Genomic DNA, 23,617 nt, shown 5'->3' on the forward strand with positions numbered 1-23,617 from the left:
GGGGCTCTCATGCATTCAACTCCTTGTGCAGCTCCTGCAGCGACCAGACGGGGCCGGTGCCGCGGAATTCCAGTGAATCCACCAGCGCCTTGGCGCCGGCAATGGTGGTCGAGTAGGTGACGCGATGCTGCAGTGCCTCGCGACGGATCGAGAACGAGTCGTTGATCGCCGAACGACCTTCGGTCGTGTTGACGATGTAGACGATCTCGCCGTTCTTGATCGAGTCGACGATGTGAGGACGGCCTTCGACCACCTTGTTGATGATCTCGCAGTCCATGCCATGCTGCTGCAGCCACGCGGCGGTGCCACGGGTGGCGACCAGGCTGTAGCCACGCGCCAGCAGCGCCTTGGCCACCGGCAGCACGCGCTTCTTGTCCGGATCACGCACCGAAACGAAGGCCTTGCCGACCGGCGGCGCCTTGATGCCACCGGCTTCCTGCGCACGCGCGAAGGCGGCGTTGAAGGTGCGGCCTACGCCCATCACTTCACCGGTGGAGCGCATCTCCGGCCCGAGGATCGGATCGACGCCCTGGAACTTGGCGAACGGGAAGATCGCTTCCTTCACCGAGTAATAGTCCGGCACGATTTCCTTGGTTGCACCCTGCTCGGCCAGGCTCTTGCCAGCCATGCAACGGGCGGCGATCTTGGCCAGCGGCATGCCGGTGGCCTTGGACACGAACGGCACGGTGCGCGAGGCACGCGGGTTCACTTCCAGCAGGTAGATGGTGTCGGAACCTTCGTCGCTGGTCTGGATCGCGAACTGGGTGTTCATCAGGCCGACCACGTTCAGGGCCTTGGCCAGCTCCACCACCTGGCGGCGCAGTTCGGCCTGGGTTTCAGCCGACAGCGAGTACGGCGGCAGCGAGCAGGAGGAATCGCCCGAGTGCACGCCAGCTTCTTCGATGTGCTCCATCACGCCACCGATCAGGACGTTGCCATCCTTGTCGGCGATGATGTCGACGTCGCACTCGACGGCGTTGTCGAGGAAGCGGTCCAGCAGCACCGGCGAATCGTTGGACACCTTCACCGCGTCGCGCACGTAGCGGGCAAGGTCGGCTTCGCCGTAGACGATCTCCATCGCACGGCCGCCCAGCACGTAGCTCGGGCGCACCACCAGCGGGTAGCCGATCTCGCGGGCCAGCAGCAGGGCTTCCTGGTCGTTGCGGGCGATGCGGTTCGGCGGCTGCTTCAGGCCCAGCTTGTCGACCAGCTGCTGGAAGCGCTCACGGTCTTCGGCCAGGTCGATCGAGTCCGGGCTGGTGCCGATCACCGGCACGCCGTTGGCTTCCAGCGCGCGCGCCAGCTTCAGCGGGGTCTGGCCGCCGTACTGCACGATCACGCCCTTCGGCTGTTCCAGCTCGACGATTTCCAGCACGTCTTCCAGGGTCAGCGGTTCGAAGTACAGGCGGTCGGAGGTGTCGTAGTCGGTCGACACGGTTTCCGGGTTGCAGTTGACCATGATGGTTTCATAGCCATCCTCGCGCAGCGCCAGTGCCGCGTGCACGCAGCAGTAGTCGAACTCGATGCCCTGGCCGATGCGGTTCGGGCCACCGCCCAGGATCATGATCTTGTCGCGGTTGCTCGGCGCGGCCTCGCACTCGTCCTCGTAGGTCGAGTATAGGTAGGCGGTACCGGTGGAGAACTCACCGGCACAGGAGTCAACGCGCTTGTAGACCGGACGTACCTTGTGCGCACGGCGCAGCGCGCGGATGGCCGCTTCGTTGGTGCCGGTCAGCTGCGCCAGGCGGGCGTCGGAGAAACCGGCACGCTTCAGCTTGCGCAGGCGCGCAGCGTCCAGCGCGTCGATGCCATCGGCGGCGACGGCGGTTTCCGCGGCAATGATTTCCTCGATCTGGTCCAGGAACCAATGATCGATGAACGACAGTGCGTAGATCTCTTCCACGCTCATGCCAGCGCGGAACGCATCGGCGACGAAGAACAGGCGCTCCGGACCCGGCGCCTTCAGCTCGCGACGCAGGGTCTGCAGGTCTTCTTCGTTGCTCAGGTCCAGGCCGGTCGGGTCGAAGCCGACCTTGCCGGTTTCCAGGCCGCGCAGGGCCTTCTGCACCGACTCCTGGAAAGTGCGGCCCATCGCCATCACCTCGCCCACCGACTTCATCTGGGTGGTCAGGCGTGCATCGGCAGCCGGGAACTTCTCGAAGGCGAAGCGCGGGATCTTGGTGACGACGTAGTCGATGGACGGCTCGAACGAGGCCGGGGTCAGGCCACCGGTAATTTCGTTCTTCAGTTCGTCCAGGGTGTAGCCCACGGCCAGCTTCGCGGCGACCTTGGCGATCGGGAAGCCGGTGGCCTTAGAGGCCAGCGCCGAGGAACGCGACACGCGCGGGTTCATCTCGATGACCACCACGCGGCCGGTCTTCGGGTTGATGCCGAACTGCACGTTCGAGCCACCGGTATCGACACCGATCTTGCGCAGCACGGCGATGGAGGCATCGCGCAGGCGCTGGTATTCCTTGTCGGTCAGGGTCTGCGCCGGCGCCACAGTGATCGAGTCACCGGTGTGCACGCCCATCGGGTCCAGGTTTTCGATCGAGCAGACGATGATGCAGTTGTCCGCAGTATCGCGGACCACTTCCATCTCGAATTCCTTCCAGCCCAGCACCGACTCTTCCACCAGCACTTCGGTGGTCGGCGACAGTTCCAGGCCGCGGCTGACGATCTCGACCAGCTCTTCGCGGTTGTAGGCAATGCCGCCACCGCTGCCGCCCAGGGTGAAGCTGGGGCGGATGATGGTCGGGTAGCCGACGCGGGTCTGGATCTCCAGCGCTTCGTCCAGGGTGTGGGCGACGGCGGCGGTCGGGCATTCCAGGCCGATCTCACCCATGGCCACGCGGAACAGCTCGCGGTCTTCGGCCATGCGGATCGCTTCGCGCTTGGCGCCGATCAGTTCGACGTTGTACTTCTCCAGCACGCCGTTGTCGGCCAGGTCCAGCGCGCAGTTCAGCGCGGTCTGGCCACCCATGGTCGGCAGCAGCGCGTCGGGCTTTTCCTTGGCGATGATCTTCTCGACCGTCTGCCAGTTGATCGGCTCGATGTAGACGGCGTCGGCCATCTCCGGGTCGGTCATGATCGTGGCCGGGTTGCTGTTGACCAGCACCACGCGGTAACCCTCGTCACGCAGGGCCTTGCAGGCCTGGGCGCCGGAGTAGTCGAACTCGCAGGCCTGGCCGATGACGATCGGGCCAGCACCGATGATGAGGATGGTCTTGAGGTCAGTGCGCTTGGGCATTTTCTTCTCTAAGTCAGTACAGCGTGACAAGGGGGGTGATCGCACGCTGTCGATCAGGAATCTTGATCCGCAGCGCCGCGCCGGGGGCAGCAGCGATGCGGGGTTTACGGTCCATCGCGACGCCACCGGGGGACCGGCGGCGTACTGATCACGCCTTGGCCTGCTCCATCAGCACCACGAAGCGGTCGAACAACGGACCGACGTCGGTCGGGCCCGGCGACGCTTCCGGGTGGCCCTGGAACGAGAACGCCGGCACGTCGGTGCGGGCCACGCCCTGGTTGGTGCCGTCGAACAGCGAACGGTGGGTCACGCGCAGGGTCGGCGGCAGGGTCGCTTCATCGATCGCGAAGCCGTGGTTCTGCGAGGTGATCATCACCCGGCCGCTGTCCAGGTCCTGCACCGGGTGGTTGGCACCGTGGTGGCCGTGGCCCATCTTCATGGTCTGCGCGCCCGAGGCCAGGCCCAGCAACTGGTGGCCCAGGCAGATGCCGAAGGTCGGGATCTTCACGTCGATGAAGGTCTTGATCGCTTCGATGGCGTAGCCGCACGGTTCCGGGTCACCCGGGCCATTGGACAGGAACACGCCGTCCGGCTTCAGCGCCAGCACTTCGGCGGCCGGAGTCTGCGCCGGTACCACGGTCACTTCGCAGCCACGCTCGGCCAGCATGCGCAGGATGTTGGTCTTCACGCCGAAGTCGTAAGCCACGACCTTGAACCGGGACGGCACGCTGACGAAGGCGTTGGCATCCAGGTCCAGCTGGCCCTCGGTCCAGGTGTAGGTCTTCTCGGTAGTGACAACCTTGGCCAGATCCATGCCCTTCAGCCCCGGGAACTTGCGGGCGGCTTCCAGTGCCTTTTCCACGTCGATGTCGCCGGCCATCAGTGCGCCGTTCTGCGCGCCCTTCTCGCGCAGGATGCGGGTCAGCTTGCGGGTGTCGATGCCGGCGATGGCGACCACGCCGCGCTGGATCAGCCAGTCCTGCAGCGACACCTGGCTGCGCCAGTTGCTGGGACGGCGGGGAACGTCGCGCACGATCAGGCCGGCCGACCACACCTTGGACGCTTCATTGTCCTGGTCGGTCATGCCGGTGTTACCGATATGCGGATAGGTCAGCGTGACCATCTGCCGGGCGTAGGACGGGTCGGTCAGCACTTCCTGGTAGCCGGTCATGGCGGTGTTGAACACCACCTCACCGACGGACAGGCCGGGCGCGCCTACGGATTCGCCCTCGAATACGGTGCCGTCTTCGAGGACGAGGATTGCGGCTTGGGTCACGGGAATCTCACTTTGGCTACCGAGGGGGCTGCCGAAGTCACGCCTGCGCTTCACGGAAATCCGGTTGCAAAAAAGCGCGGACGTACGGTCTGGGACCGGTCCGGCTTTCGTGATTCGGCGAGTGCGAATTGTAGCGCTGCCGGGGCGCTCGCGCCAGCGGTTATCGCGCTTGATGAACAGGCGATTGCGTATTCATTTCAATCCGGCGGCGTATGCGGCGCCCGCTGGTAGCGCCGGGCCATGCCCGGCGGAACCGACACCGACGCCGGGCACGGCCCGGCGCTACCGGTTAACGCGGCCCGTCCAGTAGATCCCGCACCCGGTAGCTGCCCGGAGCCCGGCCCTGCAGCTGGCGGGCGGCGAACAGCGCGCCGCGGGCGAAGATGTCGCGGTTGGTGGCCCGGTGCACCAGCTCGATGCGCTCGCCCAGCCCAGTGAACTGCACCAGGTGCTCGCCGACGATGTCACCGGCGCGCAGGCTGGCGTAATGCGGTTCCGCCCCACCCCGCTGCGCTGCCGCGCCCAGGGTCAGCGCGGTGCCCGACGGCGCATCCTTCTTCTGGGTGTGGTGCGACTCGACGATGTCACAGTCCCAGCCGGCCAACGCCTGCGCCGCGCGCTCGACCAACTCGTCCAGCACCGCCACGCCCAGGCTGAAGTTGGAGGCCCAGACCAGCGGGATCTTCGCAGCCGCCGCGTCCAGCGCCTGGCGCTGCGTGCTGGAGATCCCGGTGGTGCCCGACACCAGCCCGGCACCCCGCTCCACGCACAACGCCAGCATCGGGTCGAAACCCTCCGGCAGGCTGAAGTCGATCGCCACGTCGAACACCGGCGCGCCGGGCAGTTCGCTGGCACCGAAGAACGGCACGCCGTCGACCACGCGCTGCGCCGGCGCACGGCCGGCCACTGCGGCCACGATCTGCAGGGTTTCGGGATGTTCGGCGGCCAGCCGCAGCAGGGCCTGGCCCATGCGCCCGGAGGCACCGTGAATGAGCAATCGCAGGGGAGTCTGGTTCATGCCTGAAGGCTAGCGGCAGCAAGCCCGCTCGGGCAAGCGCCATCGCTGCTACGCTGCATGCCCTTTCATGCAATGGATGGCAGCTCCCTCATGCAGATCAGCGAACAGCTGGTGCTGGTCACCGGTGGCGGACGCGGACTTGGCCAGCACATCGCCCGTGCTTTCGCTGCACAGGGTGCGCGCGTCATCGTCAACTACCACCACAGCGAAGGCACCGCTCGGGCGCTGGCCGCCGAGCTGGGCGGACAGGCGATCGCACTCCCGGCCGACGTCACTGATCGCCGCCAGGTCGATGCGATGCTGCAGCACGCCCTGGCCCACTTCGGCCAGGGCGTCACCACGGTGGTCAACAACGCACTCGCAGCGTTCTCGTTCAATGGTGATGCCCGCGACAGTGCCGCCACCATCGGTTGGCCCGCCTTCCAGGCACAGTTCGAGGGCAGCGTGCGCGGCGCGCTGAACACCGTGCAGGCGGCCCTGCCCGGCATGCAGGCCCGTCGCTTCGGCCGGGTGATCAACATCGGCACCAACCTTTTCCAGAACCCGGTCGTGCCCTACCACGACTACACCGCCGCCAAGGCCGCACTGCTGTCGCTGACCCGCACCCTGGCCGGCGACCTCGGCCCGCATGGCATCACCGTGAACATGCTGTCCGGTGGCCTGCTGCGCACCACCGATGCCAGCGCCGCCACGCCCGAAGCGGTGTTCGACTACATCGCCGCCAACACGCCACTGCGCAGCGTCACCACACCGGCCGAATTCGCCGATGCCGCGCTCTTCTTCGCCAGCCCCTGGTCGCGCGCGGTGACCGGCCAGAACCTGGTGGTCGATGGCGGACTGGTGCGGAACTGAACCGATGCGCATCTCCGAGGTCAGCCGCCTGACCGGTGCCAGCGCCAAGGCCATCCGACTATACGAGGCGCGTGGCCTGTTGCCGCCGGTGCCACGACTGAACCGCTATCGCGACTACAGCGAACAGGACGTGGCCTGGGTGCAGCTGATCCGCCAGGCACTGGCGCTGGGTATCACCCTGGCGGCGATCTCGCGCCTGCAGGGCCGCGACGGGCGGCTCGACTGGCCTGCGGTGCTGGCCTTGCTGGAACAGCAGCGCACACGCATAGCCAGCGAACGGGCGCGGCTGGCGCAGGTCGAGCTCGCCCTGCAGCAGGTCAGCGACGAACTGCAGCAGTGGCTGCACTCCGGCAGCGGCGACTGCATCCTGGATCCCAGCGGCTGCACCACCCCGGTTTGACTCTGCCCCTGGGGCAGACCCCAACCTCGCGCACTTTCCATTGCCCGAGGTTGCCGTGTCCCGTTCCGTCCTGATCCTGCTCGGCCATCCTGACCGTGACAGCCTGTGTGGTGCCCTCGCCCAACGCTATGCCACGGCCGCGGAGAATGCCGGCCACCGGGTGCGCCTGATCGCACTGGGCGACCTTGAATTCGACCCGGTGCTGCGCCACGGCTACCGCCAGATCCAGCCACTTGAAGCCGATCTGCAGGACGCCGCCGAGGCGATCGAAGCCTGCGATCATCTGGTGCTGGTCTACCCCACCTGGTGGGGTGCAATGCCGGCCCTGCTGAAGGGCTTCTTCGATCGCGTGCTGCTGCCGGGGTACGCCTTCCGCTACCGGCGCGATTCGGTGTGGTGGGACCGGCTGCTGGCCGGACGCAGCGCACGGGTGATCACCACCCTGGACACGCCGCCCTGGTATTACCGCTGGATCTACCGCGACCCGGGCATCAGCCAGATCCGCGCCACCATCCTGCAGTTCTGCGGCATCCGCCCGGTGCGGGTCAGCCGCGTGGGCGCGGTACGCAGCAGCTCGCCGGAGCAACGCAATCGGTGGCTGGCGCTGGCAGCAGCGCTGGGCTCACGCGCCCGGTAGATCCACGCCATGCGTGGATGAAATGCTGGCCAGTGTTCCGGATGTCGCGTTTGCCAATTGACCGTCAGGCACTGCGCCTCAAGGCTGTGGCCCGTCTTCCGGCCCAGGCAGAACCCATGAAATCCTCGACCGTCTTCAGCAAGTGCGCCAGGAAGACCGGCTTTGCCGGAACGTCTACGACCCGCTACCGCTTGCTGGATGCCGCCCTGCTTGTCGTGAATCACCAACGCGCCAACGAAAACCGGGGCTTCTATGTGAATGCTGGACTCTACTTTCCAGAGCTGCTCGCGTATCCCCTCGCGCCTGACGACCTTGAAACGGCTTTCAGATACCGCTCCAGCATTCCCACGCCCCATGTCGACTGGCGGATCGAAGAGACGCCAGGCCTGCGCCGGACCTTCATCCAGCAGGATCTTGAAGATCTGCTGCAGGCCGGCAACCGCGACGCGCTGAAAGGCCTGCTGCTCTTTGCCCTTGCCGACGTGGCCGGCTTCGCGGCCAGCCATGGAAACCGGGAATCGGTGCGGCGATTGAATCAGGATGGTCGCTTCCGGGCGATCATCCGCAAAGAGGTCTAGTAGATCCACGCCATGCGTGGAATGAACCCCGCAAGCGTGCGAACCAGGGTTCGCACCCACCAGCGCAGGAAAAGCAGCGTCAGTGCTGCTTCGGTGGAGTTGGCCCGCAGCTGTCACAACCACCACAGGCACCACCACCTCCAGTCGCCGGCGGCGCGATCTTCCGCCCCAGCGCCTGCATCCAGCCGGGGCGACCCGGCTTCAGCAGGGCCAGCGCCAAGGCCCCGCGCAGCGTGCGCACGGTGCCCGGGAACTGCTTCTTCAGCACCACCCAGGCACTGACCAGCACGGCCACCGCGATGATCAGGTACTGGATCAGCAGGCCGGTATCCATCAGCCGCCTCCCAGCGCCTTGGTCACCTGGTAGGTGATCAGCGCAGCCACATAGGCCGCGGCGAACAGGTAGAACGCGGCGAAGCCCATCTGCTTCCACGAATTGGTCTCACGCTTGATGGTGGCCAGCGTCGAGATGCACATCGGGGCGTAGATGTACCAGACCAGCAGCGACAGCGCGGTCGCCAGCGACCAGCCGTCGCTGATCAGTGGGGTCAGCGCCTGGCTGGCGGCATCGTCATCGGCCGCGGACAGCGCGTAGACCGTGGCCAGCGACGATACCGCCACTTCGCGCGCGGCCAGGCCCGGGATCAGTGCGATGCAGATCTGCCAGTTGAAGCCCAGCGGCGCGAAGAACACGGCCATCGCATGGCCGATCTGGCCGGCGTAGCTGTAGTCGATGGCCGGCATCGTGGCGCCAGCGGGAGCCGCCGGGAACGACAGCAGCACCCACAGCAGGATGGTCAGCGCCAGGATGATGCCACCGACGCGCTTGAGGAAGATCATGCCACGCTCGTACAGGCCCACGGCCAGGTCACGCGCATGCGGCAGGCGGTAAGACGGCAGCTCCAGCATCAGCGGATGCTCACTCTTGTCGCGACGCCACTTCTTCATGATCCACGACATCGCCAGCGCGCTGAGGATACCGGCGGCGTACAGGCCGAACAGGACCAGCCCCTGCTGGTTGAACACGCCCCACACCGTCTTCTGCGGAATGAACGCACCAATCAGCAGCGCGTACACCGGCAAGCGTGCGGAACAGGTCATCAACGGCGCCACCAGGATCGTGGCCAGGCGGTCACGTGGGTCCTGGATGCTGCGCGTGGACATGATGCCCGGCACTGCGCAGGCAAAGCTGGACAGCAGCGGGATGAACGAGCGGCCGGACAACCCGGCGGCGGCCATCATGCGGTCGAGCAGGAACGCAGCGCGCGGCAGGTAACCGGACTCCTCCAGCACGAGGATGAAGAAGAACAGGATCAGGATCTGCGGCAGGAACACCACCACGCCACCGACACCGGCGATGATGCCGTCGGTCAGCAGGCTGGCCAGCGGACCTTCCGGCAGCACGCTGCCGACAAACTCGCCCAGCCAGGCAAAGCCGGCTTCGATGCCGTCCATCAACGGCGTCGCCCAGGCGTACACCGCCTGGAAGATCAGGAACATCACCACCGCCAGGCTGACCAGGCCGAACACGGGGTGCAGCAGCCAGCGGTCCAGCGCGTCATCGATCTTCGCGGTCCGCGCCGGCATGCGCACGGCGACCGACAGGATCTCGCGCACCTTGGCGTGGTAGTCGATGCCACCTTCCGGGCCCGGCACCGGCGCATCCAGGTGCGGCACCATCGCATCGAGGCGTTCGACCAGGGCCTTGGCGCCCTGCTTGCGCACCGCCACGGTTTCCACTACCGGGACGCCCAGCTCGCGCTCCAGCGCGGCCACATCCACCTGGATGCCACGGCGCTGGGCCGCATCAACCATGTTCAGCGCCACCACCATCGGCTTGCCCAGCTCGCGCAGTTCCAGCGCGAAACGCAGGTGCAGGCGCAGGTTGGTGGCGTCGATCACGCACAGCAGCACATCCGGCGCGGCTTCGCCCGGATAGAAGCCCCGGCACAGGTCGCGGGTGATCGCCTCGTCCAGGCTGGCCGGATGCAGGCTGTAGGCCCCCGGAAGGTCGAGTACCGCGAACTCGCGGCCGGACGGCGCACGCAGGCGGCCTTCCTTGCGCTCGACGGTGACGCCGGTGTAGTTGGCAACCTTCTGCCGGCTGCCGGTCAGCTGGTTGAACAGAGCGGTCTTGCCGCTGTTGGGGTTACCGACCAGCGCAACGCGCAGGGGGGCGGTAGTGGCAGTAGCAGTCATGCGCGTCGTTCCTGGCTGGCGGCGTCGACCACGACCCGCTTGGCTTCACTGATCCGCAGCGCGAAACGGGTGAACCCGACCTGCACCAGCAGCGGCTCTCCCCCCAACGGGCCCTTGGCCACCAGGCGTACTTCCTCGCCCTTCACGAAACCCAGCTCGCGCAGGCGACGGGCGATGGCATCGTTGGCATGCAGGTCCTGCACGGACTCGACCACGGCCGAGGTGTGCAGCGGCAGTTCGGACAGCGTCATCTAGCGTGTTCTCTGCTGGATGTAAATGGTTCTCGATTCTAACATTCCCGCGTCGCGTCATGGCCCATGACCAATGGCCCGCTATGATCCATACAGGTATGGAGTGACTCTGGAATCCCATGAACGATGCTTTGCAGATCGAGCGCAGCGGCGCCGCCCTCACCCTCTGGCTGAACCGGCCGGAGCTGCACAACGCCTTTGACGCCAGCCTGATCGCCCGGCTGACCGCCGCACTGGAGGCCGCCGGCCGCGATGATTCGGTCCGGGCAGTGGTGATGGCCGGCCACGGCACCTCCTTCTCGGCTGGTGCGGACATGCAGTGGATGCGCGGCATGGCGGCGGCCAGCGAGGCCGACAACCGCGAGGACTCGCTGGCGCTGGCACGGCTGATGCGCACCCTGGACGAGCTGCCCAAGCCGACCCTGGCCCGGGTCCACGGCGCGGCCTTCGGCGGTGGCGTCGGCCTGGTTGCCTGCTGCGACATCGCCATCGCCAGCACCTCGGCCCGCTTCGGCCTGACCGAAAGCCGCCTCGGCCTGCTGCCGGCGGTGATCTCGCCCTATGTGATCGAGGCCATCGGCCCCCGCCAGGCTCGCCGCTGGTTCGCCACCGGCGAGCATTTCGACGCCGACACCGCGCTGCGCATCGGCCTGGTCCACCAACTGGTCGAGCCTGAACGCCTGGACGAGGCCGTGCAACGCCAGCTGGCCCTGCTCGACAAGGCCGGCCCGATCGCCTCGTCCACCGCCAAGCAGCTGGTGCGCCAGGTCCGCGACAGCCATGACCGCGACACCCTGGATCGCGATAATGCCGCCCTGATCGCGCGCCTGCGGGTGTCCGCCGAAGGCCAGGAAGGCCTGGGCGCCTTCCTCGACAAGCGCGCCCCCCACTGGGTCACGGAAGCCTGAACATGCTCGATCATCTTGGTTTGACCAGCGCCGACCTGGCGCGCAGCAAGGCCTTCTTCCTGCAGGCACTGGCGCCGTTGCAGATCGGCGTGGTGATGGAAGTGACCGCCGAACAGACCGGCGCCCACGACCACATCGGCTTCGGCAACGACGGCAAGCCGTTCTTCTGGCTTGGCAATGGCGGCACTGCCAGCCACGGCGTGCACGTGGCTTTTGCCTGCGCCAGCCGCGCCCAGGTGGACGCCTTCCATGCCGCCGCGCTCGCCGCCGGCGGCCGCGACAACGGCGCCCCGGGCCTGCGCCCGTGGTACCACCCCGACTACTACGGTGCCTTCGTGCTCGACCCGGATGGCAACAACATCGAGGCGGTCTGCCACCGCCCTGCCGATGGGGCAACCGCATGAGCGACTACGTCCGCATCGTCGAGGTCGGCCCGCGTGACGGCCTGCAGAACGAAAAGCAGTCGGTGTCCACCGTCGACAAGATCGAACTGATCAACCGCCTGTCGGCCACCGGCCTGCGCAGCATCGAGGCGACCAGCTTCGTCAGCCCGAAGTGGATCCCGCAGCTGGCCGATGCCGCCGAGGTCTACGCCGGCATCCAGCGCCGGCCGGGCATCCACTACCCGGTACTGGTGCCGAACGAACAGGGCTACGACCGTGCCCGTGCGGTCGGCGTGGAGGAAGTAGCGGTGTTCACCGCCGCGTCCGAGGCGTTCAACCGCACCAACACCAATGCCGGCATCGACGAATCGCTGGCCCGGTTCGAGCCGATCCTGCGCCGCGCCGCCGCCGATGGTGTGCGCGTGCGCGGCTACGTCTCCACCGTGCTTGGCTGTCCTTACCAGGGCGAGGTACCGCTGACTGACGTGGTGCGCGTCGCACGTGCCCTGCACCAGATGGGCTGTTACGAAATCTCGCTGGGCGACACCATCGGTGTCGGCACCCCGCGCAAGGCACGGGCGATGCTGCAGGCGGTCGCCGCCGAGATCCCGATGTCGGCACTGGCCGTGCATTTCCACGACACCTACGGCCAGGCCATCGCCAACATCGCCACCTGCCTGGAAGAAGGCGTGCGCGTGGTCGACAGCGCTGTGTCCGGCGCCGGTGGCTGCCCGTATGCGAAGGGCGCCAGCGGCAATGTGGCCAGCGAAGACGTGGTCTACCTGCTGCAGGGCCTGGGCCTGGACAGCGGCGTGGACCTGCCGGCCCTGGCCGAAACCGGTCGCTGGCTGGCCGGCCTGCTCGGCCGCGCCACCGCCAGCCGCACCGGCCAGGCGCTGGCCGCGGCCGGTTGACCACCGCACTGCGCCGCCCCGCAAAGGCGGCGCAGTGCACAACAGCGGCGGTCGCGGCTTCCGTTAGAATCGGCGGTTCTCGAACCTGCAGGACCGTTCAATGCAGCTGTCTTCCGTACGTGCCGTGATCACTGGCGGCGTCTCCGGCCTCGGCCTGGCCGTGGCCCAGCACCTCGTCGCCCAGGGCGGCAAGGTGGCCCTGTTCGACCTCAACGACGACAAGGGTGCAGCCGCCGTTGCCGGGCTGGGTACCGACAAGGCCCGCTATTTCAACGTCAACGTCAGCGATGAGGCGGCCGTGGCTGCGGCCATCGACCAGGCCCACGATTTCCTCGGCGGCCTGAACGTGGCGATGAACTGCGCCGGCATCCTCGGCGCTGGCCGCGTGCTTGGAAAAGAAGGTCCGATGCCGCTGGCCGGCTTCCAGGGCACGGTGATGGTCAACCTGGTCGGCAGCTTCAACGTCGCCAAGGCCGCGGCCAACCGCATGCAGCACAACGAAGCCGGCACCGACGGCGAGCGCGGCGTGATCATCAACACCGCCAGCATCGCCGCCTATGAAGGCCAGATCGGCCAGGCCGCGTATGCCGCCAGCAAGGGCGGCGTGGTCTCGATGACGCTGCCGATGGCGCGCGAACTGTCGCGCTTTGGCATCCGCGTCAATACGATTGCACCCGGCGTGTTCTGGACGCCGATGGTCGATGGCATGCCCGAAGCCGTGCAGCAGTCGCTGGCCGCCTCGATCCCGTTCCCGTCGCGCCTGGGCAAGCCGGAAGACTTCGCCAGCCTGGTCGGCTTCATCCTCGGCAACACCTATCTCAACGGCGAGACCATCCGCCTGGACGGCGCTACCCGCCTCGCTCCGAAGTGATTCCCCCCGGGCGCCGGGACGGCGTCCTCCCCCAACGACCTAGATCACCATGAAAGCCAACGACATCAAGAAGGGCAACGTCGTCGAGTACAACAACGGCGTGTACCAGATCCGCGACATCGAGCGCAGCTCGCCGCAGGGTCGCGGCGGCAACGTCCGCTTCCGCTTCATCATGTACAGCGTGCCGGGCGGCAACAAGCTCGACGCCAGCTTCGATGCCGACGACAACCTGGTCGAGGTCGAACTGCTCCGCCGCCAGTCCACCTATTCGTACAAGGACGGCGACGCCTTCGTGTTCCTCGATGACGAGGACTACACCCCCTACACCCTGGACGCGGACGTGATCGGTGATGACGCCGGCTACATCACCGACGGCCTGACCGGCATCTATGTGCAGGTCATCGACGAGCAGCCGGTGGCGATCCAGCTGCCGGCCTCGGTGGTGCTGGAAGTGATCGAGACCCCGCCGGAACTGAAGGGTGGCACCGCCACCAAGCGCCCGAAGCCGGCCAAGCTCAACACCGGCATCGAGATCATGGTGCCGGAGTACATCGTCAACGGCGAACGCGTGCTGGTGAACACCGCCACCGGCGAATTCGCTGGCCGTGCCGACTAAGCGCCTTGCGCTGATCGGCTGCCTGTCCCTGCTTGCGGCAAGTTCGCCGCAGGCAGCAAGCAGCGCATCGTTGACAGCAGTGGTGTAGAGCCGAGCCCGCGCTCAGCTGCAGTGCCTGTGCAGAGCACAACGCAGCCGAGCGTGGGCTCGGCTCTACAGAGGGCTTACGGCTGCTTCGCGCCGAAATTGCCACAGCCGTGGTACTGGCGCGTGCCGACAGTCAGCATCACCTTGGCCTCGAACGCCTCGCCACTCATGTCGTCCTGGCAGGTGGTGCGCTGGAAGCTGAGCTTGACGTCGGTGCCATCGGATGCCTTCCCACTCCAGCCATCAGCACCTTCGGTGGGCTTGGCGACATCGAAGCGACGCTCACCATAATCCACTTCCACCTGCAGGCCCGGCGTGTCGCCGTCGACAACTGCCAGCCAGCCGGGCTCATTGCCGGTGGCACGGAACGCAGCATTGCCGGCGCTGCCATCGCCTTCAGTGGCTTCGACCACATGGCACTCGCGGTCCGCCTCGCCCTTCAGGCTCAGCAGGCCGTCATCACTGCCCCTGGTCCAGAAGCTGTTGCCCTGGCCATCGCCATACTTGGCGCCGGACGCCGCGCGTTCGGAGGTCATGGCAAAGGTGCGCTCGCCGATCACCACCGTGGCCGTATCCTCGCCAGTGAAGGTCGCGCGCACGCTGAGATCCCCACACTGGTAGGTGGTCTCGCTGCCACCTTCGGTGCTGGCACTTGGCTGCGGCGTGGCAGGCGGGGTGTCATTGCCGCCCGCAATGGGTGCCTGGGCCGGCTGGCACGCAGCCAGCACCACCCCGAGGGGGGCTGCCAACAGACTGGGAACTACACGCATGGCTCGACTCCTTGTCGACACTACAGAGAGGCTCGACCCTACCATCTGCCGGTGAGCGGGGCCTGAAAGCGGCCTGACCGCACTCAGGCGGCCAGCACCGCCATCGACAGCAGCTGTGCGCCACTGCCGCCGGAACTGCAGGTCCAGACGCGCAACAGGCGCAGCTTCACTTCACGCTCCTGGTCCTGCTGCCACACTGACAACCGCACGTTGCTGGACAGCAGTGCCAGGCGACCACACAGCAGCGTTTCAACTGCGTGCAGCTGCAGGCTTCGCACCTGCAGGCCGCCGGCCAGCCAATCGCCCAGCCACGGCAGATCGAGCATGCGCCCGCCTTGGCCATCCATCATGAACAAGGCTGGCGATACCAGCGCGGTCAGCGCATCGTGATCATTTTCCAGCAACGCTGCGCACAGGCGCTGCTCCAGCACCATCAACTGTTTTTCATGCAGATTTTCAACGATGTTCCGTTCCATCCACGGATCCTTCCGGCATCGGCCGGCGCCTGCGCAGGCGTTGCGCGATCCACTGCCGCGCGCCCTGCACTACTACATAGAAGACCGGTACGAAGAACACCGCCAGCACGGTCGCACTGACCATGCCGCCGAACACACCGGTTCCAATCGCCTGCTGGGTTTCCTTCGACGCGCCCTGCGCCAGCATCAGCGGCACCACGCCCAGCGCGAATGCCAGCGAGGTCATCACGATCGGCCGCAGGCGCAACCTGGCAGCTTCCAATGCCGCCTCGACCAGGCCGCGACCCTGCTGCTGCAGCTGGCGCGCGAACTCGACGATGAGGATCGCGTTCTTCGCCGACAGCCCGATCACGGTGATCATGCCGACCTTGAAGAACACGTCGTTGGGCATGCCCCGCAGCAGCACCGCGGCGACCGCACCGAGCAGGCCCAGCGGCACCACCAGCATCACCGCCAGCGGGATTGACCAGCTCTCATAGAGAGCCGCCAGCACCAGGAACACCACCAGCATCGACAACAACAGCAGCCACGGTGCCTGCGCCCCCGACTCCCGCTCCTGCAGCGACTGGCTGGTCCACTGCAGGGCAAAGCCGGACGGCAGCTCCTGCGCCAACCGCTCCATCTCCGCCATGGCCTGGCCGGTCGACACGCCGGAGGCCGGTGCGCCGGACAGGTTCAGCGCCGGGAAGCCGAGATAGCGCTGCAGCTGCAACGGCGCCTCGGTCCAGTGCGGCGTCACCAGTTCCGACAACGCCACCATGCCGCCTTCGCTGTTGCGAACGTACAGCTTCAGCACATCCTCCAGCTCCATCCGGTGCGGTGCATCGGCCTGCAGGATCACCTGCTGCAGCCGGCCCTTGTTGGGGAAGTCGTTGACGTACTGCGAGCCCATCGCCGCCGACAGCGTGCTGCTGATCTGCTCGAACCCCACGCCCATCGCCTCGGCCTTGGCGCGGTCGATGTCCAGCCGCACGCTGGTGCCTGCTGGCAGGCCATCGGCATGCACCTCCGACAGCAGCGGACTGGCCTCGGCCCGCTTCAGCAGCTGCTGCAGGGCCGCGCGCAGCTCTGCCTGGCTCTGCCCGGTGCGCGCCTGCAGCGCCAGTGAGAAGCCGGAGGAGCGTCCCAGGCTGTCGATGGCCGGCGGCATCACGCTCATCACCTCGCCCTCGGCAATCGTCGCCATCGCCTTCTGCGCGGCCTCCACTTCGCCGGCCGCGGTGGCTCCTGCACGCTCGCCCCAGTCCTTCAGCATGGTGTAGGTCAGCGCCGCGCTCGGGCCGGACCCGGAGAAGCTGTAGCCGAGGATCGACTGGTTGGAGCCGATGCCCGGGCGTGACGCCACATGCCTTTCGTAGGCTTCGACCACGGCCAGCGTGCGCTCGGCCGTCGCTTCGGCCGGCAGCTGGATCGAGGTCATGAAGTAGCCCTGGTCCTCTTCCGGCAGGAATGCGCCCGGCAGCCAGTGCAGGCCCAGCAGCAACGCCGCCACCAGCGCGGCGAACACGCCCATGACCCGCCCGCTCCGCTGCAGCACCGACGCCACACTACGCTGGTAACGCCCGGTCATCCGCTCGAAGCCACGGTTGAAGGCGCCGAACAGCCCACCACGACCATGATGGCCATGGCTGTTCGGGCGCAGCAGCGTCGCGCACAGCGCCGGCGTCAGGCTCAGGGCCAGCAGCGCCGAAAACAGGATCGACACCGCCATCGCCACGGTGAACTGGCGGTAGATCGCGCCCACCGAGCCGCTGGCCAACGCCATCGGGATGAACACCGCGGTCAACACCAGGGTGATGCCGATCACTGCGCCGGTCAGCTCACGCATCGCCTTGATGGTGGCCTCGCGCGGCGGCAGCCCTTCTTCGGCCATGATCCGTTCCACGCCTTCGACCACCACGATCGCGTCGTCGACGATGATGCCGATTGCCAGCACCATGCCGAACATGGTCAGCACGTTGATCGAGAAGCCCAGCGCCAGCATCACAGCGAAGGTGCCCAGCAGTGCGATCGGTGCGACCAGCGCCGGGATCAGCGTGTAGCGCCAGTTCTGCAGGAACAGGTACATCACCGCGAACACCAGCAGCATCGCCTCCAGCAGCGTCTGCACCACCTTCTGGATCGAGATCTTGACGAACGGCGCGGTATCGAACGGAATGCTCGCTTCCACGCCGCGCGGCAGCAGCGGTGCCAGCTCGGCCATGCGCTCACGCACCGCCGACGCGGTGCGCACCGCGTTCGCGCCAGGACGCAGCTGCACGCCGGCGGCGGTGGCCGGATGGCCGTCCTCGCGGGTGCCCCAGGCATAGCTCTGCGCGCCCAGCTCGACGCGGGCGACATCGCCCAGCAGCACCCGCGAGCCGTCGGCCCCGGCGCGCAGCACGATGGCAGCGAACTGTTCCGGCGTGGACAGTTGGCCGTCGGCACTCAACGGCACGGTAATGCGCTGGCCCGGCACACCCGGCGAATCGCCGATGCGTCCCGGCGAGATCTCCAGGTTCTGCTGCTCGATGGCGGCGGCGACGTCGCCTATGGTCAGGCCGTAGCCGGTCAACCGGGTCGGGTCCAGCCACACACGCATCGCCTGTTCGGCACCGAACAGCTGCACGCGGCCGACGCCATCGATGCGGCGCAGCTCTTCGATGATGTTGCGCGCCATGAAGTCGCCCAGCGCGGCTTCGCTGACGCTGGCATCGGGCGAACGCAGGCCGACCAGCATCAGGAAACCGGAATCGGCGGCCTCCACGAACAGGCCGTTCTGGCGGACGCTGCGCGGCAGGCGCGGTTCGATCGCCTTGATCCGGTTCTGCACGTCCACCTGCGCCAGCTCCGGATTGGTGCCGGGCTTGAAGGTGGCAGTGATCGACGCTTCACCGGAAGTGTCCACCGACGATTCGAAGTACAGCAGGTGCTTGACGCTGGACAGCTCGCGCTCGATCAGGCCGACCACCGCATCATTCAGCGTCTGCGGGCTGGCACCGGGGTAGCTGGCATAGATGCTGACACTGGGTGGCGCCACCGCCGGATAGCGCTCAACGGCCAGCCGTGGGATCGCCAGTACGCCAGCCAGGATGATGAAGATCGCCAGCACCCAGGCGAACACCGGGCGATCGATGAAGAAACGTGCCATGTTGGATTTCCCTGGAGGGACCAGCCCGGTAGAGGCTCAGCCCTTGCTGCCGGCCTGCACCGCGCCGGCGCTGGCGCTGGCGCTGGCGACCGGCATCTGCCAATCGCGCGCATCGACCACCACGCCTTCCTGCAGGCGTTCCTGGCCCTCGACCACTACCTTTTCGCCCGCCTTCAGGCCCGTGCGCACCAGCCACTGGCGATCAACGCTGCCGTCGACCTCCAGCGTGCGGATCACCGCCTTGCCATCGCCACCGATCACCCAGGCATAGGCCTGGCCACCGGCGCTGCGCAGCACGGCCTGCTGTGGCACGGTCAGTGCACTGGCCGCCGCACCACGCGGCACCCTCGCGCGCACGTACATGCCCGGCAGCAGCTGGCGCTGCGGGTTGTCGACCAGAATGCGGAGGATCACATCACCGGTACGCGCATCGACGTTGATGCCGGAGAACAGCATCTGGCCTCGCTCGGACAGCGGCTTGCCGGCCGCACCGATGATCGTCACCGGCAGCTCGCCGCCACCGGCAGCGCTGCGCTGCAGTGATTCCAGCTGGGCCGCCGGCTGGCGCACATCGACGTAGACCTGGTCGATCTGCTGCACCACCGCCATCGGCTCGGCATCGGCCACGCCCACCAGTGCGCCTTCGGTCACCAGCGCCTGGTCGATGCGGCCGGCAATCGGTGCACTGACCGTGGCATAGCGCAGGTCAAGCTGGCGACGGGCCAGGATCGCGCGCGCCTCGTTCACTGCGGCACGGGCCTGTTCGTACTCGGCACTGGCATCGTCGCGGTGCTGCTGGCTGACCGCCTGCGCGGCCGCCAGTGCATGCAGGCGCTGTGACTGCACGCGGCTGCGGCCCAGCGCCGCTTCGCTGCGCTGAAGTGCTGCCAGTGCCGAATCCACGTCTGCACGGAATGCCGCCGGATCGATCTGGAACAGCGCCTGGCCGGCGCTCACTTCTGCGCCCTGGTCGAACAGGCGGCGCTGCACGATGCCGCCCACCTGGGCACGGATCTGTGCGGTGCGCACGGCAGCCACGCGGCCGGGCAGTTCGTCATCGCGCTGTACCACCTGCGGGCCGACGGTGACCACGCTGACACGCGGTGTGGCTTCCGGCGTAGCTTCGGGGGTTGAGCAGGCCGTCATGGCCAGGGCGAGGGCCGCGATCAACGTGGCCGGAGTCCTGAAGGTTCTCATTGCTGTGCACAATGCCGCGCAGGCGGCTGATAGGTTCTGAAGCGTGAAGTGTGCGTGGCAATGATGGGGTTTCGATGGAGGAACTGTGGAGATACGATGGAGGCAAGCACCTTAAGGCCCCGCCCCTGCATGCATGCCGCCCCTGCCCTCGCCGCCCTCGTCCTGATCGTCGAGGATGAGGCCGAGATCGCCGATATTCTCACCGCCTATCTGGAACGCGAAGGACTGCGTACACTGCGCGCCGCCGACGGCCACAGCGCACTGGACCTGCACCGCAGCGCCCGCCCCGACCTGGTCCTGCTCGATGTGCAGCTGCCGCGCCTGGATGGCTGGAGCGTGCTGACCCAGCTGCGCCAGCGCGGCGAAACGCCGGTGATCATGCTGACCGCACTGGACCAGGACCTGGACAAGCTGACCGCACTGCGCATGGGCGCCGACGACTACGTGGTCAAGCCGTTCAATCCGGCCGAAGTGGCAGCACGCGTGCGCGCCGTGCTGCGGCGTACGTTGCGCGCCTCGCGCGTGGATGCACCGACCGCGCTGCGGGCGGGCCCGCTGCTGATCGACTCGGCCACCCATGCCGTGCATGTGGAGGGCGAAGGCTACAGCCACGAAGTGCTGCTCACGCTCACCGAGTTCAAGCTGCTGCACTGCATGGCGCTGGCGCCGACCCGCATCTTCAGCCGCAGCGAACTGATGCACGAATGCCTGCCGGAAAGCGAAGCGCTGGAACGCACCGTCGACAGCCATGTCAGCAAGCTGCGCCGCAAACTGGACGAAGTAGGCATGGTCAATGTTCCGGCCAGCGTGCGCGGTGTCGGCTACCGGCTGATGGCCGACCGCTGATGGCGCACCTGCGCCGCTCCGGGCTCAGCCGACACATCATCGTCTCGATGTCGTTGATGGTGATCGGCGTCATCGTGATGATGATCCTGTCGTCATGGCTGCTGTACGCGGTGCTGGTCGAGTTCTTCCCTGGCAGTGCCGAGGAACCGGAAAGCTGGCTGCCGACCGGACCGGAGCTGGCGTGGATGGTCGGGGTGATCCTGACCGGCCTGGCACTGGCCATCGCCGCCTCGTTCCGACTGGCGCATCGCATCCTGTCGCCCTTGAATTCGCTGGTCGACAGCGTGCGCGCGCTCGCGGGCGGCGACCTCGGCGCGCGTGCCAGCGCCGAGGAGAACTCGCCGGGCGAAGTGGCCACCCTGGTTGAAGACTTCAATGCGATGGCGCGCCGCCTGCAGCACATGGAAAGCGAGCGTGCGATGTGGCATGCGGCTATTGCCCATGAATTGCGGACCCCGGTGACGATCCTGCGTGGCCGCCTGCAGGGGCTGGCCGAGGGCGTGTTCCAGCCGGACGAGTCGCAGTTCCGCAGCCTGCTTGCCCAGGTCGAAGGGCTGTCCCGCCTGATTGAAGATCTGCGCGTGCTGAGCCTGTCTGACAATGCGCGGCTGGACGTGCGTCGCGCGCGCACCGACGTGGTGGCCGAGGTGCATTCGGTGATGACCCTGGTCGATCCGCAGTTCCGCGCTGCAGGCTTCGTGCTGGAGCTGGAAACCAGCCGCGAGGAACACAACGCGCACTGTGATCCCACGCGCCTGCGCCAGGCGCTGCTGGCGCTGCTGGAAAACGCGCGTCGGTATGCCAGCCCGGGCAAGGTACGGATTGCCGTGCATGACACACCAGGCCATGTGCAGGTAGCAATCGAGGATGAGGGCCCGGGCATCGATCCGGAGCTGCACGCCGACATCTTCAGCCCGTTCATGCGTGCCGACGGCTCGCGTTCACGCCAGGGCGGTGGCAGTGGGCTCGGCCTGGCGGTGGTCAAGGCCATCGCCGACGCGCACGGCGGCCGCGTCTACTGCACGGCGGGCAACGCCGGTGGCAGCCGTTTCGTCATCGAACTGCCGCGCCAGTAGCGGGCGCGGCTGCCTGTTCCCGCAGGCGCGCGCCGAGTGCAGCGAGGTTGGCATCGATCGCATCCATCTCGTTGCGCTGGCCTGCCGGCAACTGCTGGCGCAGCTGCACGCGCAGCGCCTGCCAGGCCGGCACCGCCTGTGCGCTGGCGGTGGCAACCGCTTCGGCCAGCACCACCTGCTCATCGACCAGCGGCAACCCATAGCCACCGTCCGCCAGCAGCGTACCCGGGCGCAACCATTGCCCACCCTGCTCCAGCAGCTGGCGCAGGCCGCGCGTCTCGGCACTGTCCGGTGCGGCCAGCAAGCGTCGTTTCAGCACATCGCGCGCACGCAGCTCGGCGCGGCGTTGCGCCGCCTGTTCCAGCAGCAGCAACCCGGCGCTGGCACGCAGGTCACCCTGCAGCAGCCACGGCGCACGCTGCGGTGCGGGCAGCTTCAGCCAGCCGCGCACATCGCGCACCGGCAGCCCCAGCTGTGAGCTCGCCACGGCGAACAACTGCTGATAGTGATCGCGCGCCGAAGCAAAGTAGTAGCCCTGCGCCTGCGCTGCATTGCGGTCCGTGAGCACCTGCTCGTCCAGCACATGCAGCCTGGACAGCCGACGCTTCAACCCGCGCGGACTCAGCTGGGCCAAGCCCGCCTCACCCAGGCGCGGCACACCCGCCTGCAGCAGCTTTGCGGTTTCCACCGCGCAGTTGTTGCTGATGAAGTAATAGCGCCCGTCATAGCTCCAGTGCACCTGTGCAGTGCGCTCGAGCAGGCTGGCGATCTCGCCGGGCGACAACCGCAACGGCAGCGACTGCACCCCCCGCAGCTCCACCTTGGTGTACTCGTCCACCACCTGCTGCAGCGGCAGCACGAACAGGCGCGACGGGTAGCCACCGGTCAGGCCACGCCAGTTGGAAATCTGTACGTCGCCGACGAACGCGCGGAACGACAGCACGCGGTGGTATTCCAGGTCCAGGCGACAGTCCGGCCCCGGCGCACGGCCTGGCCGGCAGATCACCAGCCGCAGCATGCTGTGGCCCCAGCGGCTCATCGGCTGCGCACTGCCTTCGGCGAACAGGTAATCCACCGCATGGACACGCGCGGGGTCGAGCTGCAGCAGCGATGCCGCACCCTCCTCCGATTCGGCCTGCAGCAATGGCAACGCGGTCGCGCAGTGCGACTGCGGCAGCGATGGCGGGGTTCCGAAATGGACCTGGTACCACTGCGCCAGCGCCGGACGCCGGCAGGCGAACTCAGCGTCCAGCAGGAAATGCTCGGCGTTCACCGCCAGGTACTCGGCCGGGTCCTTCAGTTCATACGCATCGGGACTGCGGTCACGGAAGTCGTTGTCGCCACGGCCGAGATGCCAGGGCTTGCGCTGCCATCCGGCCAGATCACGCCAGCGCACACTGCGCGACCAGTTCGCCCCCGTACGGTCTGCAACATGGGTCAGTTCGTGTACCAGCGCGCTGCGGCGTGCGCGGCGCGCGCCGGGCACGGCATCATCCAGCAGCTCGCGACGCAGGCCGATGCGCCCGGCGAAAGCGCGGCCGTGCACATCGGCCGGGAGGTCATCACGCCAGCGCACCTGGACCTGTGCCGGCAATGCGCGCAGCAGGCCATCAGGCAGCAGACCCTGCACGTCGGCCAGGGTCTGGCTGGCGATCTGCTGCTGCGCCGGGTCGAGACCGGACGGATCAAGCTGCAGGCGATCAGCCGCGTGCGCGGAAGGGATGAGCAGCCACGCCAATGCGGCGATCCACCCGCACCGCCCGCTGTGCCTCTGTAGAGCCGAGCCATGCTCGGCTGAATGCCCGGCGCATGCGGATCGCAACAGCAGCCGAGCATGGCTCGGCTCTACATAAGGCGATGACGCCGAGGTCATGCAGCCTGG

22 protein-coding genes are annotated in these 23,617 nt (G+C 67.3%); 11 read left to right on the forward strand and 11 right to left on the reverse strand.

What is annotated here, in order from left to right; translation table 11 throughout:
• Positions 1-7 precede the first annotated feature (7 nt).
• From carB to dapB, 3 genes are all read right to left on the reverse strand, one after another.
• A complete protein-coding gene (gene carB / locus AC5P8D_RS05195; protein WP_019336240.1) occupies positions 8-3,250 on the reverse strand; it encodes a carbamoyl-phosphate synthase large subunit in 3,243 nt (1,080 codons plus the stop codon).
• Between the two features lie 148 nt (positions 3,251-3,398).
• On the reverse strand, positions 3,399-4,526 hold the full coding sequence (carA, locus tag AC5P8D_RS05200) for a glutamine-hydrolyzing carbamoyl-phosphate synthase small subunit (RefSeq protein ID WP_495203139.1): 1,128 nt from the start codon (positions 4,524-4,526) through the stop codon (positions 3,399-3,401).
• Between the two features lie 289 nt (positions 4,527-4,815).
• On the reverse strand, positions 4,816-5,544 hold the full coding sequence (gene dapB, locus AC5P8D_RS05205; protein WP_029550629.1) for a 4-hydroxy-tetrahydrodipicolinate reductase: 729 nt from the start codon (positions 5,542-5,544) through the stop codon (positions 4,816-4,818).
• Positions 5,545-5,634: 90 nt separating this feature from the next.
• Here dapB and AC5P8D_RS05210 point away from each other — a divergent pair, with 90 nt between their 5' ends.
• The 4 genes from AC5P8D_RS05210 (at position 5,635) to AC5P8D_RS05225 (ending at position 8,011) form a co-directional block, all read left to right on the forward strand.
• Positions 5,635-6,396, forward strand: a complete 762-nt coding sequence (locus AC5P8D_RS05210) for a 3-oxoacyl-ACP reductase (RefSeq protein ID WP_414610382.1) — start codon at positions 5,635-5,637, stop codon at positions 6,394-6,396.
• A gap of 4 nt (positions 6,397-6,400) precedes the next feature.
• Positions 6,401-6,796, forward strand: coding sequence for a MerR family transcriptional regulator (locus AC5P8D_RS05215; protein WP_010482527.1), 396 nt, complete (start codon positions 6,401-6,403; stop codon positions 6,794-6,796).
• A 55-nt stretch (positions 6,797-6,851) separates the two neighbouring features.
• Positions 6,852-7,433 (forward strand): NAD(P)H-dependent oxidoreductase, encoded by a 582-nt coding sequence (locus AC5P8D_RS05220; RefSeq protein ID WP_043398995.1) that lies wholly within the window; start codon positions 6,852-6,854, stop codon positions 7,431-7,433.
• A gap of 116 nt (positions 7,434-7,549) precedes the next feature.
• The gene (locus AC5P8D_RS05225; protein ID WP_049453511.1) at positions 7,550-8,011 is read left to right on the forward strand and encodes a DUF4304 domain-containing protein; all 462 of its coding nucleotides are present in this window, start codon (positions 7,550-7,552) and stop codon (positions 8,009-8,011) included.
• Between the two features lie 79 nt (positions 8,012-8,090).
• On the opposite strand, the gene AC5P8D_RS05230 is transcribed toward AC5P8D_RS05225, so the two are convergent.
• From AC5P8D_RS05230 to AC5P8D_RS05240, 3 genes are read right to left on the reverse strand one after another with little or no spacing between them, the layout of a single operon-like run.
• Positions 8,091-8,345 (reverse strand): DUF6587 family protein, encoded by a 255-nt coding sequence (locus tag AC5P8D_RS05230; protein WP_010482530.1) that lies wholly within the window; start codon positions 8,343-8,345, stop codon positions 8,091-8,093.
• Positions 8,345-10,210, reverse strand: coding sequence for a ferrous iron transporter B (feoB, locus tag AC5P8D_RS05235; RefSeq protein WP_049481564.1), 1,866 nt, complete (start codon positions 10,208-10,210; stop codon positions 8,345-8,347). Before feoB ends, AC5P8D_RS05230 begins: the two co-directional genes overlap by 1 nt.
• Complete coding sequence (locus AC5P8D_RS05240; RefSeq protein WP_191851250.1) at positions 10,207-10,461, reverse strand: FeoA family protein; 255 nt, start codon at positions 10,459-10,461, stop codon at positions 10,207-10,209. The genes feoB and AC5P8D_RS05240 overlap by 4 nt, the downstream gene beginning before the upstream one ends.
• Positions 10,462-10,580: 119 nt before the next feature.
• Between AC5P8D_RS05240 and AC5P8D_RS05245 the strand changes: the two genes are divergently transcribed.
• The 5 genes from AC5P8D_RS05245 (at position 10,581) to yeiP (ending at position 14,153) form a co-directional block, all read left to right on the forward strand.
• Positions 10,581-11,369, forward strand: a complete 789-nt coding sequence (locus tag AC5P8D_RS05245; protein ID WP_010482535.1) for an enoyl-CoA hydratase/isomerase family protein — start codon at positions 10,581-10,583, stop codon at positions 11,367-11,369.
• A gap of 2 nt (positions 11,370-11,371) precedes the next feature.
• Positions 11,372-11,773: a VOC family protein gene (locus AC5P8D_RS05250; RefSeq protein ID WP_010482537.1), complete on the forward strand. Its 402-nt coding sequence runs from the start codon at positions 11,372-11,374 to the stop codon at positions 11,771-11,773.
• Entirely contained in the window at positions 11,770-12,666 is an 897-nt protein-coding gene (locus tag AC5P8D_RS05255; RefSeq protein ID WP_495203140.1) for a hydroxymethylglutaryl-CoA lyase, read from the forward strand. Before AC5P8D_RS05250 ends, AC5P8D_RS05255 begins: the two co-directional genes overlap by 4 nt.
• A gap of 100 nt (positions 12,667-12,766) precedes the next feature.
• Entirely contained in the window at positions 12,767-13,537 is a 771-nt protein-coding gene (locus AC5P8D_RS05260; RefSeq protein ID WP_049453502.1) for an SDR family oxidoreductase, read from the forward strand.
• Between the two features lie 49 nt (positions 13,538-13,586).
• The gene (gene yeiP, locus AC5P8D_RS05265; RefSeq protein ID WP_005409468.1) at positions 13,587-14,153 is read left to right on the forward strand and encodes an elongation factor P-like protein YeiP; all 567 of its coding nucleotides are present in this window, start codon (positions 13,587-13,589) and stop codon (positions 14,151-14,153) included.
• A 164-nt stretch (positions 14,154-14,317) separates the two neighbouring features.
• Here yeiP and AC5P8D_RS05270 read toward each other — a convergent pair whose 3' ends face one another.
• The 4 genes from AC5P8D_RS05270 to AC5P8D_RS05285 form a co-directional block, all read right to left on the reverse strand.
• On the reverse strand, positions 14,318-15,010 hold the full coding sequence (locus AC5P8D_RS05270; RefSeq protein ID WP_329841273.1) for a COG3650 family protein: 693 nt from the start codon (positions 15,008-15,010) through the stop codon (positions 14,318-14,320).
• 83 nt (positions 15,011-15,093) lie between these two features.
• Positions 15,094-15,486 carry a nuclear transport factor 2 family protein gene (locus AC5P8D_RS05275; protein WP_049453497.1) on the reverse strand — a complete coding sequence of 131 codons (393 nt, stop codon included), beginning with the start codon at positions 15,484-15,486 and terminating at the stop codon, positions 15,094-15,096.
• Positions 15,467-18,616, reverse strand: coding sequence for a multidrug efflux RND transporter permease subunit (locus AC5P8D_RS05280; protein WP_329841274.1), 3,150 nt, complete (start codon positions 18,614-18,616; stop codon positions 15,467-15,469). The genes AC5P8D_RS05275 and AC5P8D_RS05280 overlap by 20 nt, the downstream gene beginning before the upstream one ends.
• Before the next feature lie 36 nt (positions 18,617-18,652).
• The gene (locus AC5P8D_RS05285) at positions 18,653-19,813 is read right to left on the reverse strand and encodes an efflux RND transporter periplasmic adaptor subunit (protein WP_329841275.1); all 1,161 of its coding nucleotides are present in this window, start codon (positions 19,811-19,813) and stop codon (positions 18,653-18,655) included.
• Positions 19,814-19,942: 129 nt separating this feature from the next.
• On the opposite strand from AC5P8D_RS05285, the gene AC5P8D_RS05290 reads away from it, so the two are divergent.
• Positions 19,943-20,659, forward strand: a complete 717-nt coding sequence (locus AC5P8D_RS05290; protein WP_020424480.1) for a response regulator — start codon at positions 19,943-19,945, stop codon at positions 20,657-20,659.
• Positions 20,659-21,735, forward strand: coding sequence for an ATP-binding protein (locus AC5P8D_RS05295; protein WP_414614778.1), 1,077 nt, complete (start codon positions 20,659-20,661; stop codon positions 21,733-21,735). The genes AC5P8D_RS05290 and AC5P8D_RS05295 overlap by 1 nt, the downstream gene beginning before the upstream one ends.
• Here the strand turns inward: AC5P8D_RS05295 and AC5P8D_RS05300 are convergent.
• Positions 21,713-23,608: an Lnb N-terminal periplasmic domain-containing protein gene (locus AC5P8D_RS05300; protein ID WP_430371223.1), complete on the reverse strand. Its 1,896-nt coding sequence runs from the start codon at positions 23,606-23,608 to the stop codon at positions 21,713-21,715. The two genes, AC5P8D_RS05295 and AC5P8D_RS05300, sit on opposite strands and share 23 nt — an antisense overlap.
• Positions 23,609-23,617: the final 9 nt, after the last annotated feature.

The sequence above is a fragment of the Stenotrophomonas sp. YJH_SMC_101-4 genome (assembly GCF_059370395.1).

Bases quoted from the DNA above. Each gene is read 5' to 3' on its own strand.
- carB (WP_019336240.1), bottom strand. From the start codon at position 3,250: ATGCCCAAGCGCACTGACCTCAAGACCATCCTCATCATCGGTGCTGGC.
- dapB (WP_029550629.1), bottom strand. From the start codon at position 5,544: ATGAACCAGACTCCCCTGCGATTGCTCATTCACGGTGCCTCCGGGCGC.
- AC5P8D_RS05210 (WP_414610382.1), top strand. From the start codon at position 5,635: ATGCAGATCAGCGAACAGCTGGTGCTGGTCACCGGTGGCGGACGCGGA.
- AC5P8D_RS05215 (WP_010482527.1), top strand. From the start codon at position 6,401: ATGCGCATCTCCGAGGTCAGCCGCCTGACCGGTGCCAGCGCCAAGGCC.
- AC5P8D_RS05225 (WP_049453511.1), top strand. From the start codon at position 7,550: ATGAAATCCTCGACCGTCTTCAGCAAGTGCGCCAGGAAGACCGGCTTT.
- AC5P8D_RS05230 (WP_010482530.1), bottom strand. From the start codon at position 8,345: ATGGATACCGGCCTGCTGATCCAGTACCTGATCATCGCGGTGGCCGTG.
- feoB (WP_049481564.1), bottom strand. From the start codon at position 10,210: ATGACTGCTACTGCCACTACCGCCCCCCTGCGCGTTGCGCTGGTCGGT.
- AC5P8D_RS05240 (WP_191851250.1), bottom strand. From the start codon at position 10,461: ATGACGCTGTCCGAACTGCCGCTGCACACCTCGGCCGTGGTCGAGTCC.
- AC5P8D_RS05245 (WP_010482535.1), top strand. From the start codon at position 10,581: ATGAACGATGCTTTGCAGATCGAGCGCAGCGGCGCCGCCCTCACCCTC.
- AC5P8D_RS05250 (WP_010482537.1), top strand. From the start codon at position 11,372: ATGCTCGATCATCTTGGTTTGACCAGCGCCGACCTGGCGCGCAGCAAG.
- AC5P8D_RS05255 (WP_495203140.1), top strand. From the start codon at position 11,770: ATGAGCGACTACGTCCGCATCGTCGAGGTCGGCCCGCGTGACGGCCTG.
- AC5P8D_RS05260 (WP_049453502.1), top strand. From the start codon at position 12,767: ATGCAGCTGTCTTCCGTACGTGCCGTGATCACTGGCGGCGTCTCCGGC.
- yeiP (WP_005409468.1), top strand. From the start codon at position 13,587: ATGAAAGCCAACGACATCAAGAAGGGCAACGTCGTCGAGTACAACAAC.
- AC5P8D_RS05270 (WP_329841273.1), bottom strand. From the start codon at position 15,010: ATGCGTGTAGTTCCCAGTCTGTTGGCAGCCCCCCTCGGGGTGGTGCTG.
- AC5P8D_RS05275 (WP_049453497.1), bottom strand. From the start codon at position 15,486: ATGGAACGGAACATCGTTGAAAATCTGCATGAAAAACAGTTGATGGTG.
- AC5P8D_RS05280 (WP_329841274.1), bottom strand. From the start codon at position 18,616: ATGGCACGTTTCTTCATCGATCGCCCGGTGTTCGCCTGGGTGCTGGCG.
- AC5P8D_RS05285 (WP_329841275.1), bottom strand. From the start codon at position 19,813: ATGAGAACCTTCAGGACTCCGGCCACGTTGATCGCGGCCCTCGCCCTG.
- AC5P8D_RS05290 (WP_020424480.1), top strand. From the start codon at position 19,943: ATGCATGCCGCCCCTGCCCTCGCCGCCCTCGTCCTGATCGTCGAGGAT.
- AC5P8D_RS05295 (WP_414614778.1), top strand. From the start codon at position 20,659: ATGGCGCACCTGCGCCGCTCCGGGCTCAGCCGACACATCATCGTCTCG.
- AC5P8D_RS05300 (WP_430371223.1), bottom strand. From the start codon at position 23,608: ATGACCTCGGCGTCATCGCCTTATGTAGAGCCGAGCCATGCTCGGCTG.